Below are 13,924 nucleotides of genomic sequence, written 5' to 3' on the forward strand. Positions count from 1 at the left end.
CGCCGCCCGCCGCGCCGCCGCCCGCCGCGCCACCGCCGCGGGGCAGCGCGAGGCGCGGGACGAGCGCGACGGCGCCGAGCGCCTGCGCGAGCGCGGCGATCGCGGCGAAGTCGGAGCTGCGCGCGACGACGCGCGGCGCGAAGCCGGCGGCCGCGCAGGCGCGCTCGACGACGCGATCGCAGGCGCTGCCGTGGTCGGGCAGGACCCAGTCGCGCTCGGCGAGGTCGGCCAACGCGACCGCGTCGACTGCGCCATGCGCGCCGCGCTTTGCGTCAGCTGCGCCGCGGTTTGTGTCAGCCGTGCCGTGGTGTGCGGCATCCGCGCCCACCACGAGCAGCTCGTCGGCGAGCAGGTCGCGGCGGTGGAGGCGGGCGTGGCGGCGGCGTTCGAGCAGGTCGTAGTCGTGCGCGACGACGAGGTCGGCGCGCTGCTGGGCGAGCAGGCGGAGGGCGTCGTCGGGGTCGGCCTCGTCGATCTCCAAACGCAGCTCGGGCGCGCGCGCGGCGAGCACGGCGGCGGCGCGCGGGACGAGCGTCTGCAGCGCCGTCGCGAAGGCGAGCAGGCGCACAACGCCGCCGGGCCGCTCAGCGCGCACGGCCAGCTCCGCCTCGGCCGCCTCCAGCTCCGCGCCAACCCGCTCGGCGACCTCGACCAGCAGCCGCCCCTCGTCGGTCAGCTCGACGCCGCGGCCGCGGCGGCGCAGCAGCTCCGCGCCGCACTCGCGCTCCAGCACCGCGAGCTGCTGCGAGACCGCCGACGGCGTGTAGCCGAGCGCCCGCGCCGCCCCGCTGACGCTGCCGACGAGCGCGACCTCGCGCAGCACGCGCAGACGGCGGACGTCGATCATCGCGCGCCGTTCGCGCCGTTCGCGCCGTTCGCGCCGTTCGCGCCGTTCGCGCCGTTCGCGCCGTTCGCGCCGTTCGCGCCGTTCGCGCCGTTCGCGCCGTTCGCGCCGGCGCCTCGCCGGGTTCCGGCCGCGTCGATCATGCAGCAACGCTAACGGATCGGTCCAGAGATCGTTAGTTGTGCTACCCATTAAGCGGCGAGAGGATCGGGGGCATGGCTCTCATCGAAGGACTCCACGTTCCGCTCGTGACGCCGTTCGACCGGGCCGGCGCGGTCGATCTCGCGGCGCTGGAGCGGCTCGCCGGTCGCGTGCTCGACGGCGGTGCCGACGGCCTCGTCGCCCTCGGCACGACCGCCGAGGCCGCCACGCTCACGCGCGCCGAGCACGACGCGATCGTCGACCGCTGCGCCGGCGTCTGCGCCGAGCGCGGGGTGCCGCTGACGGTCGGCGCCGGCGGCAACGACACCGCCGCCGCTGTCGCCGAGGTCGCGCGGCGCGGCTCGCAGCGCGGCGTCGCGGCGCTGCTGAGCGTCGTGCCGCCGTACACGCGCCCGTCGCTCGCCGGCGTGCGTGCGCACTTCGCCGCGCTCGCCGCCGCCAGCCCGGTGCCGCTGCTCGTCTACGACGTGCCGGCCCGCACCGGGATCCGCCTGCCCGCCGCCGATCAGCTCGCGCTGGCGCAGGAGCTGCCCGCGATCGCGGGCGTCAAGCTCGCCGTCCCCGCGCTCGACGACGACGCGCTCGACCTGCTCGAACGCGCGCCCGCGAGCTACGCCGTCCTCTGCGGCGAGGACCGGCTGATGCTGCCGATGACGGCCGCCGGCGGCCGCGGCGCGATCACCGCCTCCGCCCACGTCGCGACCGAGCGCTTCGCCGCGCTGCTCGCCGCCGCCCGCGCCGGGGAGCTGGACGCCGCGCGGGCCGCGTCGCGCGCGCTCGCGCCGCTCGTGCGGGCGCTGTTCGCGGAGCCGAACCCGGTCGTGATCAAGGCGCTGCTGGCGGCCGAGGGCGCGATCGAGAGCGCAGCCGTCCGCCTCCCGCTCACGCCCGCGACGGCGGCGGCGGTCGAGCGCGCGCTCGACGTCGTCGCCGCGCTCGCGTCGGCGCCCGCCCTCTGACCCGCCCCCATCGTGCGCTGCGGTCGATTGCTGTCGATAAACGACAGCAATCGACCGCGGCCAGAGAGCGGCAGGGCTGGCAAGCCGATGTGCGGCCCGGTTCGCTCTTGACAAATTGTTCCGAACACCGGGACACTGGAACGATGATCGAGCGCACGTCGGTCCCCGACCAGGTCTTCGCCCGCCTCCAGCAGGCGATCCTCGGCGGCGCCTACGCGCCCGGCGAGCGGCTGCCGACGCAGCGCGCGCTCGCGGCCGATCTCGGCGTCAACATGGCGACGGTGCGCGAGGCGCTCGGGCGGCTGGAGCAGCTGCGGCTGGTCGAGACGCGCCACGGCAGCGGCACCCACGTGCGCGACTGGCGCACCTCTGGCGGGCTCGACGCGCTCACGCTGCTCGGCGCCAACACGGCCGACCCGGCCGTCGGCGGCGCGCTGTTCGAGGCGCGGCGGCTGCTGCTCGCCGAGGCGGCGCGGCTGGCGGCGCAGCGGCGCACGCCCGAGCAGGCGAGCGCGATCGGGGAGCTGGCGGTCGTCGTCGGCGCCGCGCCCGACGACGCGACCGCGCTGCTCGCCGACTGGTCGTTCATGGCCGCGGTCGTGGAGGCCGCCGGCAACCTCGTCTTCCAGCTGATCATGAACTCGGTGCGGGAGCTGTACCTGCCGCACGCCGAGCTGTTCGCGGCGCTCGTCTCCAGCCGCGACGAGCTGCTGCCGCTCTACGCGCGCGTCGCGGACGCGATCGAGGCGGGCGAGGCCGACGCCGCCGCGCGCGCGACCGTCGCGCTCGCCGAGGCCCAGGAAGCGCGGATGGCGGGTGGGGCGTGAGCGCGTCGCCGCCGGAAGGCGCGGCGCTCAGCGCTCGGGCCGGCGCGGCGGCGTCCGTGGACGCGACAGCGCCCGTGCGCGACGCGGCGGCGAGCGAGGCGCCCCGCGCTCGCACCGCCTTCCTCGCCGGCGCGCCGCTGCCGCAGCGGCTGGCGCTGCGCGCGCTGCTGGCGCTCGAACAGCGTCCGCGCGGCGCGGCGCTGCTGGAGCGGCTGCCGGCGGCCGCGCAGCTCGCGCGCGCTACGGTCGCGTTGATCCGCTACGACGACGTGCGCGTGGCCCGGCCGCTCGGATGGGACCCGGCGGCGGTGGTCGCGCGCGGGCGGGCCGTCCGGGAGGGGACGGCCCGCCGGGCAGGGATTGCGGGATGAGCGCGCCGGCCGCATCCGCGCGCGGCGCCCACCGGGCCGGGGTCGCGGGACGCGGCGCCCACCCGGCGGTGACGGCCGGACGCGGCGGGGGCGCCGCATGACCGCCCACCTCACCGCCGACGTCTGCGTGATCGGCGCTGGCGCGGGCGGGGCGGTCGTGGCGGCGGAGCTGGCCGAGGGCGGGGCGGACGTGATCCTGCTGGAGCAGGGGCCGCGTCACGATCCCGGCGCCTTCACCGCCCATCCGCCGGAGATGCTGGCGCGGCTCTACCGCGACGGCGGGCAGACGGTCACGCTCGGCGCGCCGCCGATCCTGCTGCCGCTCGGCCGCGGCATCGGCGGCACGACGCTCGTCAACTCCGGCACCTGCTTCCGCACGCCGCCGCGAGTGCTCGCGCGCTGGGAGCGCGAGCTGGGCCTGGAGACGATGACGCCCGCGCAGCTCGAGCCGGCCTTCGCGCGCGTCGAGGAGGCGCTCTCTATCGCCCCGGTGACGCCCGCGCTGGCCGGCCGCAACGCCGAGGTCGCCCGCCGCGGCGCCGCCGCGCTCGGCTGGTCGCACGGCTGGCTGCGCCGCAACGCGCGCGGCTGCGTCGGCTCCGGCGTCTGCGCCTTCGGCTGCCCGAGCGGTGCCAAGCAGGACGTCGGCAGCGTCTACGTCCCGCGTGCGCAGGCGGCCGGCGCGCGCGTGCTCACCGGCGCCGACGTGCGCCGGATCGTCGCGCGCGCCGGACGCGTGCGCGGCGTGGAGGTGCGCATCAGCGGCGCGCCTGGCGCAGACAGCGGCGCGGCTGACGCAGATCGCGGCGCGACTGGCGCGTTGCGCGGGCTCCCGGCGCGCGCGAGAGAGGTGTTCGTCGCCGCCGACACCGTCGTGCTCGCTGCCGGCACGATCCACACGCCGGGCCTGCTGCGGCGCTCGAGGCTCGCGGGGCGCTCCGGGCAGCTCGGGCGCAACCTCTCGCTGCATCCCGCGACCGCCGCCTTCGCGCTGATGGACGAGGAGGTGAACATGGCCCACGGGGTGCCGCAGAGCCTCTACGTCGACGAGTTCGCCGACGAGGGGATCGTCTTCGAGGGCGTCGCCGGGCCGCCCGCGTACGCCGCCGCCTCGCTGCCGCTCACCGGCAGACGCCATGCGGAGGCGATGGCCGACTACAAGCGGCTGGCCCAGTTCGGGCTGATGGTCTCCGACAGCTCGCGCGGCCGCGTCCACGTCGTCGCCGGCCGGCCGGTCGTCCGCTACGACCTCGTCGCGGCCGACGTCGCCAAGGTCCGCGCCGGGCTCGCGCGGCTGGAGCAGCTGTTCCTCGCCGCCGGCGCGCGCGAGGTCTACCTGCCGCTCCCGCCCGGCACGCGGCCGCACCAGGCGAAGGCGCGCGACCTGAAGCTGATGGCCTTCCATCCGCTCGGCACCGCCCGCGCGCACCGCGATCCCGCCCAGGGCGTGGTCGACCAGGACCTCCGCCACCACGAGGTCGAGGGCCTCCACGTCGCCGACGGCTCGGTCGTCCCGAGCGCGCTCGGCGTCAACCCGCAGCTGACGATCATGGCGCTCGCGACGCGGCTCGCCTACGCGCTGCTGGACCGACCGATCCCGACCGAGGAGACCGCCACCGCATGTCGTTCCTGATCGATCCCGCGCTGCTGTACGCGGGCGGCAAGACCTACCGCGCGATCACCAGAGACGCGCCGGCCGACCCCGTCCGCGACGCCGCCGTCGGCGCCGCGGCGATGGCGGTCTTCTGGGGCGTCTCGATCGGCCTCTATCGCGACCAGCGCTGGACGACGCCGGTCTGGAAGCTCTGCCGCGCCCGCTCGGGCCGCGACTGGATGCTCAACTCGGGCGTGCTGAGAATCGACGAGACGCGCGTCGGCCGCCGGACGCACCTGATCTCGACGGCGATCTTCGCGACCTATCCGCTCTGGCTGGCGCTCGGGATGCGGCAGCGCGCTCGCTGACAGCGCCCGCGCGACGCTCTCGCGGCCGTGCGCGGGCGCTCACAATGCACGCGTGAAGGAATCCGCTCTCGCGCACGTCCAACCAGACATGCGCACAAAGAACCACATGCTCGCCCTCCTCGGGGCGCTGACACTGATCATGCCGACGGCCGCGCTCGCCGACACGACCGCGAGCGCGCAGGCCGCCTCCGCCTGCACCTCCTCCGCCGACACGAGAGCGCTCCAGCAGCGGCTCCGCCACCTCCACTTCGCGACCGGCCCGATCGACGGCTGCGACGGCCCCCGCACGACCAGCGCCCTGCTCGCCTTCCAGAAGGCGAAGGGCCTGAGCGCCGACGGCGAGGCCGGCCCGCTCACGCGCGCCGCGCTGAAGAGCGGCGGCCGCCCGGTCACCGTCCGCGACCGCGGCAAGGGCACCCACGTCGAGATCGACATCAGAACCCAGCTGCTGACGATCGTGAAGGACGGCACGCCGTTCCGGATCTACAACGCGACGACCGGCATGTCCGGCCACGAGACGCCGCAGGGCAGCTTCACGATCGAGCGCAAGTACGTCAGAGACTGGAGCGTCCCGTACAGAACGTGGATGCCGTACGCCAGCTACTTCACCGACGACGGGGTCGCGATCCACTCCGGCGTCGTCGGCACCGCGCCCGCCAGCCACGGCTGCGTGCGCGTCTCCGACAGCTTCGCGGCCGACGTCTACCGCGCGACGCCGGTCGCCACGCGCGTGATCGTCACCGACTAGACGACCACGCGCGCGGCGGCGGGGCCTCAGCCCAGCACCAGCTCCGCCGCCGTCCGCACCGTCGCGGCGTCGCCGGCGATCAGCAGCGTCGTGACGATCGACTCGCGCCACGCCTCGAGGTCGTGCTTGATCTTCTCCTTCGGGCCGATCAGCGACAGCGCCTCGATCAGCTCGCGCGGGATCGCCGCGCCGGCCTCCTGCTTCTTGCCCGACAGGTACAGCTCCTGGACCTCGTCGACCATCCGCTCGTAGCCCATCCGGATCGCGACGTTGGCGTGGAAGTTTCTGCCCTTCGCGCCCATCCCGCCGAAGTAGAGCGCGTAGAAGGGGCGCAGCGCGTCGGCCGCCTGGTCGAGGTCGTCGGTGACGATGAACGGGACCGTCGCGCAGACCTCGAAGTCGTCGTAGGAGCGGCGCGCGCCCTCGCGCGCGAAGCCCTCGTCGAGCGAGTCGCGGTACATCTGCTCGTGCGTCGGTGCGAACAGCATCGCGAACCAGCCGTCGCACAGCTCGGCGGCGAGCGCGATGTTTCTCGGCCCCTCGGCGCCGAGGTAGATCGGGATCTCTCTCCGCAGCGGGTGGATCGACGCCTTCAGCGGCTTCGCCAGCCCGGTGCCGCCGGGCAGCGGCAGCGGGTAGTAGGGGCCGTCGTTGGTGACCGGCGCCTCGCGCGCCCAGACGTCGCGCAGGATCCCGATGTACTCGCGCGTGCGGGCGAGCGGCTTCTCGAACTTCATCCCGTACCAGCCCTCGACCACCTGCGGGCCGGAGACGCCGAGCCCGAGCACGAAGCGGCCGCCGGAGAGATGGTCGAGCGTCATCGCCGACATCGCGGTCATCGTCGGCTGGCGGGCGGAGATCTGCGTGATGCCGGTGCCGAGCTTGACGCGTCTGGTCTGCGCGCCCCACCAGGCGAGCGGGGTGAGGCCGTCGGAGCCGTACGCCTCGGCGGTCCAGATCGAGTCGAGCCCCAGCTCCTCGGCCGCGGCGATCGACTCGACGACGCCGTGCGGTGGCCCGGCCGCCCAGTAGCCGGTGTTGAGTCCGAGCTTCAGCTCTCCCGCCATGTTGCCGTGCCTCCTCGTGGGTGCGATGCGCGGCGGCGGACGCTACCCGACCGCGACTGGCTGCAGAGCCAGTCGGTGCGCCGCTCAGCGGTGCGGCCAGACCTCGACCGCGGTCACCTGGATCTGATGCTGCCCGTGCGAGCCGCTGTAGACCGGCCCGGCGCCGGCCGCCCAGTCGCCGATCTTCGGATCGACCTTCGGCCGCAGGTCCTTGTTGACGTCGAGCACGCTGATCCCGGGCGCGGTGATCGAGCCGCCGAGCAGGATCAGGTGCAGATCGCCGTCGCCGTCGGGATCGACCGACTCCAGCGCGATCACCCGCCCCTGCGCGGTCGAGCAGTTGCCGCCGGCCGTGTCGGCCCCGCAGCTCGGCGCCGGCGGCCGCTTCGCGACCTCGCGCGCCTCCCGCTGCTCGCGCGGGGTCGGCGGCAGATCGGCGGGGTGGTCGGGGCGGGTCGTCGGAGCGTCGCCGCCTCCGCAGGCGGACAGACCCAGCACCGCCACGAGCAGCAACCGACGCATCCCCGTGAAGTTACTGGTCCCACAGACCCGCAACTTCACGGGGATCGGCGGTGGCGCCGCCGGATAAGCTCGTCCGATGGCCGGCAGAGCGACCCCGGCGACGCGTGCGGCGCAGCAGGCGCGCGTCGACCACAGACTGCACGAGTACCCGCACGACCCGTCCGCCGACTCGTACGCGCTGGAGGCGGCGGAGGCGCTGGGGCTGGAGCCCGCGCGCGTCTTCAAGACGCTCGTCGTCGACCGCGACGGGACGCTGACCGTCTGCGTCGTCCCGGCCGGCGACACGCTCGACCTGCGCGCGCTCGGCAAGCGCGCCGCGATGGCCCCGACCGACCGCGCCGAGAAGGTCACCGGCTACGTCGCGGGCGGGATCTCGCCGCTCGGTCAGCGCCGCCCGCTGCCGACGCTGCTCGACGACAGCGCGCTCGCGTTCGCGACGATCTTCGTCTCCGCCGGCCGCCGCGGGCTGGAGATCGAGCTGGCCCCGGCCGACCTCGCCAGGCTCACCAGAGCCGAGGTCAAGACGATCCGCCGCGGCGCATAGCAGCCCTGGCGCGTTCCCATCTGGCGTCACGACGCCATTTGCAGCGACCGCCCACCGGGGTAGGTTCTGCTGGGCGGTGCCGGCCCCGACAACGAGATCTTCCGCCCATGCCCAGCGCGACCCGCTCGCCTGGACCGTTGCGCTGCTCGCGCTCGGCGGCTTCGTCGCGAGCATCCTCCTGTGGCAGGACGGCGGCTTCACGCTCGACGAGCCGTGGGCGCAGCAGCTCGACCTGCGGCTCCACTTCAGCTTCGACGGGATCGGCGCGCTCTACGCGCTGCTGGCGACCGGCATCGGCGCGGCCGTCTTCACGTACGCGACCGCGTACCTGCCGCTCCACCTCGACCACCAGCGCCGCCCGGCCCGCGACCGCTGGCGCTTCTGGCCGTGGATGGGCCTCTTCAGCCTCTCGATGGTCGGGCTGGCGACGGCGCAGGACCTCGTGCTGCTGTTCGTCCTGTTCGACCTGACCGCGGTCTGCTCGTACTTCCTGATCGGCTTCGACCGGCAGGAGCGCGCCTCGCGCGTGGCGGCGCTGATGGCGCTGCTGGTGACCGGCGCCGGCGCGGTCACGATGCTGATCGGCGCGGCGATCCTCTACGCCGACCACGGCACCTTCTCGATCCCCGAGCTGGCCAGAGCGCTGCACGAGCAAGGGCCCGCCTCGACCACCACGACCGTCGCCGCCGCGCTGATAGCGGCCGCCGCGCTGATCAAGTCGGCGCAGGTGCCGCTGCACTTCTGGCTGCCGCGCGCGATGGCGGCGCCGACGCCGGTCTCGGCCTACCTCCACTCGGCCGCGATGGTCGCCGCCGGCGTGCTCGTGATCGGCCGCACCTACCAGCTGCTGGAGGTGTCGCAGACGGTCACCGACGGCCTGCTCGTCGTCGGCCTGCTGTCGATCGCGATCGGCGGCGCGATCTCGCTGACGCGCGACGGCTTCAAGCAGGTGCTCGCCTACTCGACGATCTCGCAGTACGGCTACGTCGTCGTGCTGTACGGGATCGGCGGCAGAGCGGGGGCGGGCGCGGCCGCCTTCTACGTCGTCGCGCACGCGCTCGCGAAGTCGGCGCTGTTCCTCACCGCCGGCACGGTGACGATGGCGACCGGGGCGAGAAAGCTGTCGCAGGTCGGCGGGCTGTGGCGCGAGCTGCCGCTGCTGGCGGCGGTCAGCGCGATCGCCGCCGCGACGCTGAGCGCGCTGCCGCTGACGGTCGGCTTCTTCAAGGACGAGCTGTTCTTCCACGCCGCCGCCGACCACAGCACCGCGCTCGGGATCCTGTCGGTGGTCGCCGCCGGCCTCACGTTCGCCTACACGTGGCGCTTCTGGACGAGACTGTTCCTCGGCCCGCGCAGAGCGTGCGACCGCGCGCCCAGCCAGCCGCTCGACCGCCTCCCGCTGCTGCTGACGCTGCCGATCGCCGCGCTCTCGCTGCTGGCGATCACGGGCGGGATCTGGAGCGCGCCGTTCGTGCAGCTGGCGGGCGACGCCGCGACCGCGACGCTCGGCCACCACGCCGAGGTCCACGTCGCCTACAGACTCGCCGCCAGCACGGAGAACCTGATGGCGCTCGGGGCGTGGGCGCTCGGCGCGCTGCTGCTGGCGGCGCCGGCGCTGTGGCGGCCGGCGGCGCTCGCGCTCGCGCACGCCGGCGAGCGTGTCGGCCCGGCGCGCGTCTACGAGTCCGGGCTCAACTTCCTCAACCACCTCTCGACCGCCTTCCACGACGTCGAGGTGCGCGACCTCCGCAGCCGTGTCGCGGCGGTGCTGCTGCCGGGCGGGATCCTCGTCCTGCTCGGCTTCATCGCGACGCCGACAGCCGGCGCCTTCACGGTCGGCAGCGTCTCCGGCACCGACCTGCTGGTGGTCGCGATGCTGGCGCTCGTCGCGGTCGCGGCGATCGTCGTCACGACGACCCACGAGCACGTCTCGATCGTGCTCGCGCTGGCGGTCGTCGGGCTCGGCCTGGCGACCGTCTACGCGCTGCTCGGCGCCCCCGACGTGGCGCTCGTCGCGATGCTCGTCGAGACGGTCGTGACGCTCGTCTTCCTCGCGATCGTCGCCTACGCCCCGCGCGGCGAGCGGCCGACGCGCAGAGAGCTGGAGGGCCATGCCTCCAGACCGCACAGGCGCGCGCACAGAAGCCGCCGCTGGCGCGACCCGCTGATCGGCGCGATCGCCGGCGGCGCCGCCTTCCTCGTCGTGTGGGCGTCGCTCTCGCGCCCGGCCGCGACCGAGCGCGTCGTCGACCAGCAGATCGAGCTGACCCCGGCCGCCCACGGCAAGGACGTCGTGACCGTGATCCTGGCCGACTTCCGCGGGCTCGACACGATGGTCGAGATCACCGTCATCGCGGTCGCCGTCTTCGGCGTGATCGCGCTGCTGCGACGGGGGCGGAGCTGGTGAGCGTCCTCACCGAGGCGATCGCGCGGCTGCTGCTGGCGCCGGCCCTGATGGTCGCGGGAGCGATCCTCGTGAAGGGCTACGTCGACGTCGGCGACGGCTTCAGCGCGGCCGTGATCGTGACGCTCGCGGTCGCGCTGCAGTACCTCGTGCTGGGCGCGAGACGGACCGAGGAGGAGATCCCGCTGCTGCGCTTCGCGCCGCGCGCGGCGATCGCCGGGCTGCTGATCGCGCTCGCCTCCGGCTTCTTCCCGCTGCTGTTCGGCGACCCGCTCTTCAGCCACGAGCCGGGGCCGGGGAAGAGACCGATCCACGTCGGCAGACTCGAGCTGATGACGCCGGTGCTGTTCGACGTCGGCGTCTTCCTGCTCGTCGCCGGCGCCCTGATCGCGCTGATCCATCATCTCGCGGAGCCGCCGGAGCTGGAGGAGGAGGGGCATCCCGCCCCCGCCGCCGCGTCGCCGGCCGCGCCCGCCGCGCGCGAGGAGGCGTCGCGATGACGCTGATCTTCGCGATCGCGGCCGGCGTCGTCTTCGGCGCCGGCGCCTTCCTCGTGCTGACGAACGACCTCGTGCGCGTCGTCGCCGGGATGGTGCTGATCTCGCAGTCGGCGGTGCTGGTCGTGATCTCCTCGGGCCTCACGCGCGGCGACGCGCCGATCCTGCCGACCGGCGACAAGACCCCGAGCGACCCGCTCGTGCAGGCGATGGCGCTGACGGCGATCGTGATCGGGCTCGCCGTGACTGCGCTGCTGCTGGCGATCGTCGCGCGCGTGCGCGCGACGCTGCGCTCGCTGGAGGTCAGAGAGCTGGCGCGCGACGAGGCCGAGCACACCGCCGAGCTGGAGCAGTCGCTCGACACGATGCACGAGCAGCTCGCCTCCGACGAGGCGAAGGAGGAGCAGTGACCGCGCTCGCGCTCGCGCTGCTGCTGCCGTGGGTCGTCGGCGTCGTGCTGCTGCTGGCCGACGGCAGACGCAAGCTCGTCGGCTGGGCCGCGGTCGCCGGCCTGCTCGCGAACCTCGGCGCGCTGATCTGGCTGGCCGTGCGGGTGCTGCCCGACGGCGAGCAGACGATCGTCACCGGCGGCTGGACCGACGGCGTCGGGATCGTCCTGCGCGCCGACGCGCTCGGCGTCGTGTTCGCGCTGCTGTCGTCGCTGGTGGTGCTGGCGGCGCTCGTGCACGAGGTGCTGGAGGGCGTCCGCTCGCGCACCTTCCCGGCGCTCGTCGTGCTGCTCGCGACCGGCCTCACCGGCCTCTTCCTGACCGGCGACGTCTTCAACTTCTACGTCTTCTTCGAGCTGGCGATGATCGCCGCCTACGTGCTGACCGCCTACGGCGACGATCGCCACCAGCTCGGCGCGGCGCTGATCTTCGCGGTCGTCAACCTCGTCGGCTCGTTCCTCTTCCTGATCGCGGTCGCGGCGACCTACCACGTCACCGGCACGCTGGAGATGAGCGAGGTCGCCGCGCGCATGGCCGACGTCGAGCCGAACGCGGCGATCCTGATCGCCGTCACCTTCTTCGTCGCCTTCGGCACCAAGCTCGGGCTGTTCCCGTTCCACTTCTGGCTGCCCGCGGTCTACGCCGGCACGCGCCCGGCGGTCGCCGCGATCCTCTCCGGCGCGCTCGCCAACATCGGCGCGTACGGCCTGCTGCGCTTCGGCGCCGGCCTGCTGCCGAACGAGCTGGAGCTGGGCTCGACGGTGCTGATCGTGATCGGCAGCAGTTCGGTGATCTACGGCGCGCTGCTGGCCGTCAGCCGCCGCGACCCGGCCGAGATGCTCGCCTACTCGGCGATCGGCCAGGCCGGCTACGTGCTCGTCGCGCTCGGCGTCGGCGGGCCGATCGGGCTGGCGGCGGCGGTGCTGTACGCGATCCTCAACGCTTTGAGCAAGGCGCTGCTGTTCCTCTCCGGCGCGCTGCGCGGGGCGCTGGTCGCGGCGGCGTTCGCGGTCGGCGCGCTGTCGCTGGCGGGGATGCCGCCGGCGGCCGGCTTCCTCGGCAAGCTGCAGCTGTTCCGGACCGGCGTCGAGGAGGGCAGCGTCGCGCTGATCGTGCTGCTCTTCTGCGGCGGCGCGCTGTCGTTCGTCTACGCCTTCCAGCTCTACCAGCACGAGTTCTGGCGCGGCGATCGCGTCGCCGTCGGGACCGACTCGGAGAAGGGCGTGCCGGCGGAGCCAAGCGGTGTCGCGGTACGTGCGGTGAGCGTGGTTCTCGCGCTGCTGGTGCTGGGGCTGGGGATCTGGCCCGAGCCGCTGCTGTCGCTGTCCGCAGACGCCGCCGCGGTGCTGCACGGAGGTGCGGTCCGATGAGTCACGCCGTCGCCTCGCGCGCGCTCGCCGTCGTCGTGCTGCTCGGCGTCTGGCTGCTGACGCTCGGCTCGGTCGCCTGGGGCGACGTCGCCGTCGGCGTGGTGCTGGCGGTGCTGCTGGAGCTGGGCTGGCGGCGGCGCGTGGCGCGCGGCGGCACGATCGGGACCGAGGACGGCGACCTGCAGCGGCCGCCGCTGCACCGCGCGCTGCTGGCGACGCCGGCGCTCGTGTGGGCGGTTCTGGTCGAGATCACGCGCGGCACGGTCGACGTCGCGAAGTACTCGCTCGGCATCCGCGAGGTCGAGCACGACGGGATCGTCGAGATCAGACTGGAGGGGATCTCCGAGGAGGGCGTCGCCGCATGGGCGTTCATCTCGACGATCTCGCCCGGCGAGCTGGTGCTGGACGTCGACGAGGAGCGCGGCGTGCTCGTGATCCACGCGCTCGACGCGAGCGACCCCGAGGCGATCCGCGCCCGCCACCACGACTTCTACGAGCGCTACCAGCGAAAGGTGATCCCGTGACCGCCTCGACCCGCTCCGCGTTCGCCGAGCCCACGCGCGAGAGGAGCGCCAGCAGATGCCCGAGATCGTGATCGTCATCGCGCTCGCCTGCATCGTCGGCCTGCTGGGGGTCGGCGCGGCGGTGCTGCTGCGCGCCCGCGACGTGCTCGAACGGATCGTCGCGCTCGACCTGCTGACGGTGATCTGCGTCGCGCTGCTGGCGCTGCTCGCCTACCTGCGCGGCGTCTCCTACTACCTCGACGCGGCGCTCGCGCTGTCGGCGCTGTCGTTCGTCGCGACGCTGGCCGCGGTCCGCTCCGACGGCGGCGGAGGCCCGTTCCGGTGATCGACACGCTGCTGCAGATCGCCGGCGTCGCACTCGTCGCGCTCGGCATCGTCACGATCGCCATCACGGTCTACGGCGTCGTGCGGATGAAGGGCCTCTACTCGCGCCTGCAGGCGGCCTCGAAGGCCTCGATGCTCGGCGCGGTCGCGATCCTCGCCGCCTCGATCGGCACCCGCGACGGCGCGATCATCGCCCGCGCCACGATCGTCGCCCTCTTCCTCCTCCTCACCACCCCGGTCGCCGCCCATGCGATCGCCCAGGCGGCCTACCGGCGGGATTCCAGATCTGATCCAAATGACTCCAAGGATTTGGATACCATTCCAAGAACTTGGAGATCCTTGGAATAGAT

The 13,924-nt window shown here is 74.1% G+C and carries 18 protein-coding genes; 14 read left to right on the forward strand and 4 right to left on the reverse strand.

Annotated features, from left to right (window positions below):
* Both Q7L73_RS25945 and Q7L73_RS25950 read right to left on the reverse strand, forming a co-directional pair.
* The coding region (locus tag Q7L73_RS25945) for a LysR family transcriptional regulator (RefSeq protein WP_304715715.1) at positions 1-847 on the reverse strand (847 nt) is incomplete at its 3' end.
* Positions 844-987, reverse strand: a complete 144-nt coding sequence (locus tag Q7L73_RS25950; RefSeq protein WP_304694818.1) for a hypothetical protein — start codon at positions 985-987, stop codon at positions 844-846. The genes Q7L73_RS25945 and Q7L73_RS25950, both read right to left, overlap by 4 nt.
* A 72-nt stretch (positions 988-1,059) precedes the next feature.
* Here Q7L73_RS25950 and dapA point away from each other — a divergent pair, with 72 nt between their 5' ends.
* The 6 genes from dapA to Q7L73_RS25980 all read left to right on the forward strand — a co-directional run bounded on the left by dapA (position 1,060) and on the right by Q7L73_RS25980 (position 5,873).
* Positions 1,060-1,965 carry a 4-hydroxy-tetrahydrodipicolinate synthase gene (gene dapA, locus Q7L73_RS25955; protein ID WP_304694819.1) on the forward strand — a complete coding sequence of 302 codons (906 nt, stop codon included), beginning with the start codon at positions 1,060-1,062 and terminating at the stop codon, positions 1,963-1,965.
* Between the two features lie 143 nt (positions 1,966-2,108).
* A complete protein-coding gene (locus Q7L73_RS25960; RefSeq protein WP_304694821.1) occupies positions 2,109-2,792 on the forward strand; it encodes a FadR/GntR family transcriptional regulator in 684 nt (227 codons plus the stop codon).
* 56 nt (positions 2,793-2,848) lie between these two features.
* The gene (locus Q7L73_RS25965; protein WP_304694823.1) at positions 2,849-3,163 is read left to right on the forward strand and encodes a hypothetical protein; all 315 of its coding nucleotides are present in this window, start codon (positions 2,849-2,851) and stop codon (positions 3,161-3,163) included.
* 97 nt (positions 3,164-3,260) lie between these two features.
* Positions 3,261-4,796 (forward strand): GMC family oxidoreductase, encoded by a 1,536-nt coding sequence (locus tag Q7L73_RS25970; RefSeq protein ID WP_304694825.1) that lies wholly within the window; start codon positions 3,261-3,263, stop codon positions 4,794-4,796.
* On the forward strand, positions 4,784-5,125 hold the full coding sequence (locus Q7L73_RS25975; RefSeq protein ID WP_304694827.1) for a hypothetical protein: 342 nt from the start codon (positions 4,784-4,786) through the stop codon (positions 5,123-5,125). Before Q7L73_RS25970 ends, Q7L73_RS25975 begins: the two co-directional genes overlap by 13 nt.
* 106 nt (positions 5,126-5,231) lie before the next feature.
* Positions 5,232-5,873 carry a L,D-transpeptidase family protein gene (locus tag Q7L73_RS25980; RefSeq protein ID WP_304694829.1) on the forward strand — a complete coding sequence of 214 codons (642 nt, stop codon included), beginning with the start codon at positions 5,232-5,234 and terminating at the stop codon, positions 5,871-5,873.
* 26 nt (positions 5,874-5,899) lie between these two features.
* On the opposite strand, the gene Q7L73_RS25985 is transcribed toward Q7L73_RS25980, so the two are convergent.
* The gene (locus Q7L73_RS25985; RefSeq protein WP_370552455.1) at positions 5,900-6,928 is read right to left on the reverse strand and encodes an LLM class F420-dependent oxidoreductase; all 1,029 of its coding nucleotides are present in this window, start codon (positions 6,926-6,928) and stop codon (positions 5,900-5,902) included.
* Positions 6,929-7,024: 96 nt separating this feature from the next.
* The gene (locus Q7L73_RS25990) at positions 7,025-7,462 is read right to left on the reverse strand and encodes a hypothetical protein (RefSeq protein ID WP_304694833.1); all 438 of its coding nucleotides are present in this window, start codon (positions 7,460-7,462) and stop codon (positions 7,025-7,027) included.
* Between the two features lie 76 nt (positions 7,463-7,538).
* Between Q7L73_RS25990 and ybaK the strand changes: the two genes are divergently transcribed.
* From ybaK to mnhG, 8 genes are all read left to right on the forward strand, one after another.
* The gene (gene ybaK / locus Q7L73_RS25995; RefSeq protein ID WP_304694835.1) at positions 7,539-8,006 is read left to right on the forward strand and encodes a Cys-tRNA(Pro) deacylase; all 468 of its coding nucleotides are present in this window, start codon (positions 7,539-7,541) and stop codon (positions 8,004-8,006) included.
* 76 nt (positions 8,007-8,082) lie between these two features.
* Positions 8,083-10,413 carry a hydrogen gas-evolving membrane-bound hydrogenase subunit E gene (gene mbhE, locus Q7L73_RS26000; protein WP_304694836.1) on the forward strand — a complete coding sequence of 777 codons (2,331 nt, stop codon included), beginning with the start codon at positions 8,083-8,085 and terminating at the stop codon, positions 10,411-10,413.
* A complete protein-coding gene (locus Q7L73_RS26005; RefSeq protein ID WP_304694837.1) occupies positions 10,410-10,910 on the forward strand; it encodes an MnhB domain-containing protein in 501 nt (166 codons plus the stop codon). The genes mbhE and Q7L73_RS26005 overlap by 4 nt, the downstream gene beginning before the upstream one ends.
* Entirely contained in the window at positions 10,907-11,317 is a 411-nt protein-coding gene (locus Q7L73_RS26010; protein ID WP_304694838.1) for a sodium:proton antiporter, read from the forward strand. Before Q7L73_RS26005 ends, Q7L73_RS26010 begins: the two co-directional genes overlap by 4 nt.
* Positions 11,314-12,726: a complex I subunit 5 family protein gene (locus Q7L73_RS26015; protein WP_304694840.1), complete on the forward strand. Its 1,413-nt coding sequence runs from the start codon at positions 11,314-11,316 to the stop codon at positions 12,724-12,726. Before Q7L73_RS26010 ends, Q7L73_RS26015 begins: the two co-directional genes overlap by 4 nt.
* Positions 12,723-13,250 carry a Na+/H+ antiporter subunit E gene (locus tag Q7L73_RS26020; RefSeq protein WP_304694842.1) on the forward strand — a complete coding sequence of 176 codons (528 nt, stop codon included), beginning with the start codon at positions 12,723-12,725 and terminating at the stop codon, positions 13,248-13,250. The genes Q7L73_RS26015 and Q7L73_RS26020 overlap by 4 nt, the downstream gene beginning before the upstream one ends.
* 55 nt (positions 13,251-13,305) lie before the next feature.
* Positions 13,306-13,575 carry a monovalent cation/H+ antiporter complex subunit F gene (locus tag Q7L73_RS26025; protein ID WP_304694844.1) on the forward strand — a complete coding sequence of 90 codons (270 nt, stop codon included), beginning with the start codon at positions 13,306-13,308 and terminating at the stop codon, positions 13,573-13,575.
* A complete protein-coding gene (mnhG, locus tag Q7L73_RS26030; protein ID WP_304694846.1) occupies positions 13,572-13,922 on the forward strand; it encodes a monovalent cation/H(+) antiporter subunit G in 351 nt (116 codons plus the stop codon). Before Q7L73_RS26025 ends, mnhG begins: the two co-directional genes overlap by 4 nt.
* Positions 13,923-13,924: the final 2 nt, after the last annotated feature.

This window comes from Conexibacter sp. CPCC 205762 (genome assembly GCF_030646155.1).
Taxonomy (GTDB): domain Bacteria; phylum Actinomycetota; class Thermoleophilia; order Solirubrobacterales; family Solirubrobacteraceae; genus Conexibacter.

Bases quoted from the DNA above. Each gene is read 5' to 3' on its own strand.
- ybaK (WP_304694835.1), top strand. From the start codon at position 7,539: ATGGCCGGCAGAGCGACCCCGGCGACGCGTGCGGCGCAGCAGGCGCGC.
- Q7L73_RS25950 (WP_304694818.1), bottom strand. From the start codon at position 987: ATGATCGACGCGGCCGGAACCCGGCGAGGCGCCGGCGCGAACGGCGCG.
- Q7L73_RS25975 (WP_304694827.1), top strand. From the start codon at position 4,784: ATGTCGTTCCTGATCGATCCCGCGCTGCTGTACGCGGGCGGCAAGACC.
- Q7L73_RS25960 (WP_304694821.1), top strand. From the start codon at position 2,109: ATGATCGAGCGCACGTCGGTCCCCGACCAGGTCTTCGCCCGCCTCCAG.
- Q7L73_RS26020 (WP_304694842.1), top strand. From the start codon at position 12,723: ATGAGTCACGCCGTCGCCTCGCGCGCGCTCGCCGTCGTCGTGCTGCTC.
- Q7L73_RS25990 (WP_304694833.1), bottom strand. From the start codon at position 7,462: ATGCGTCGGTTGCTGCTCGTGGCGGTGCTGGGTCTGTCCGCCTGCGGA.
- Q7L73_RS25970 (WP_304694825.1), top strand. From the start codon at position 3,261: ATGACCGCCCACCTCACCGCCGACGTCTGCGTGATCGGCGCTGGCGCG.
- Q7L73_RS26025 (WP_304694844.1), top strand. From the start codon at position 13,306: ATGCCCGAGATCGTGATCGTCATCGCGCTCGCCTGCATCGTCGGCCTG.
- Q7L73_RS26010 (WP_304694838.1), top strand. From the start codon at position 10,907: ATGACGCTGATCTTCGCGATCGCGGCCGGCGTCGTCTTCGGCGCCGGC.
- dapA (WP_304694819.1), top strand. From the start codon at position 1,060: ATGGCTCTCATCGAAGGACTCCACGTTCCGCTCGTGACGCCGTTCGAC.
- Q7L73_RS25980 (WP_304694829.1), top strand. From the start codon at position 5,232: ATGCTCGCCCTCCTCGGGGCGCTGACACTGATCATGCCGACGGCCGCG.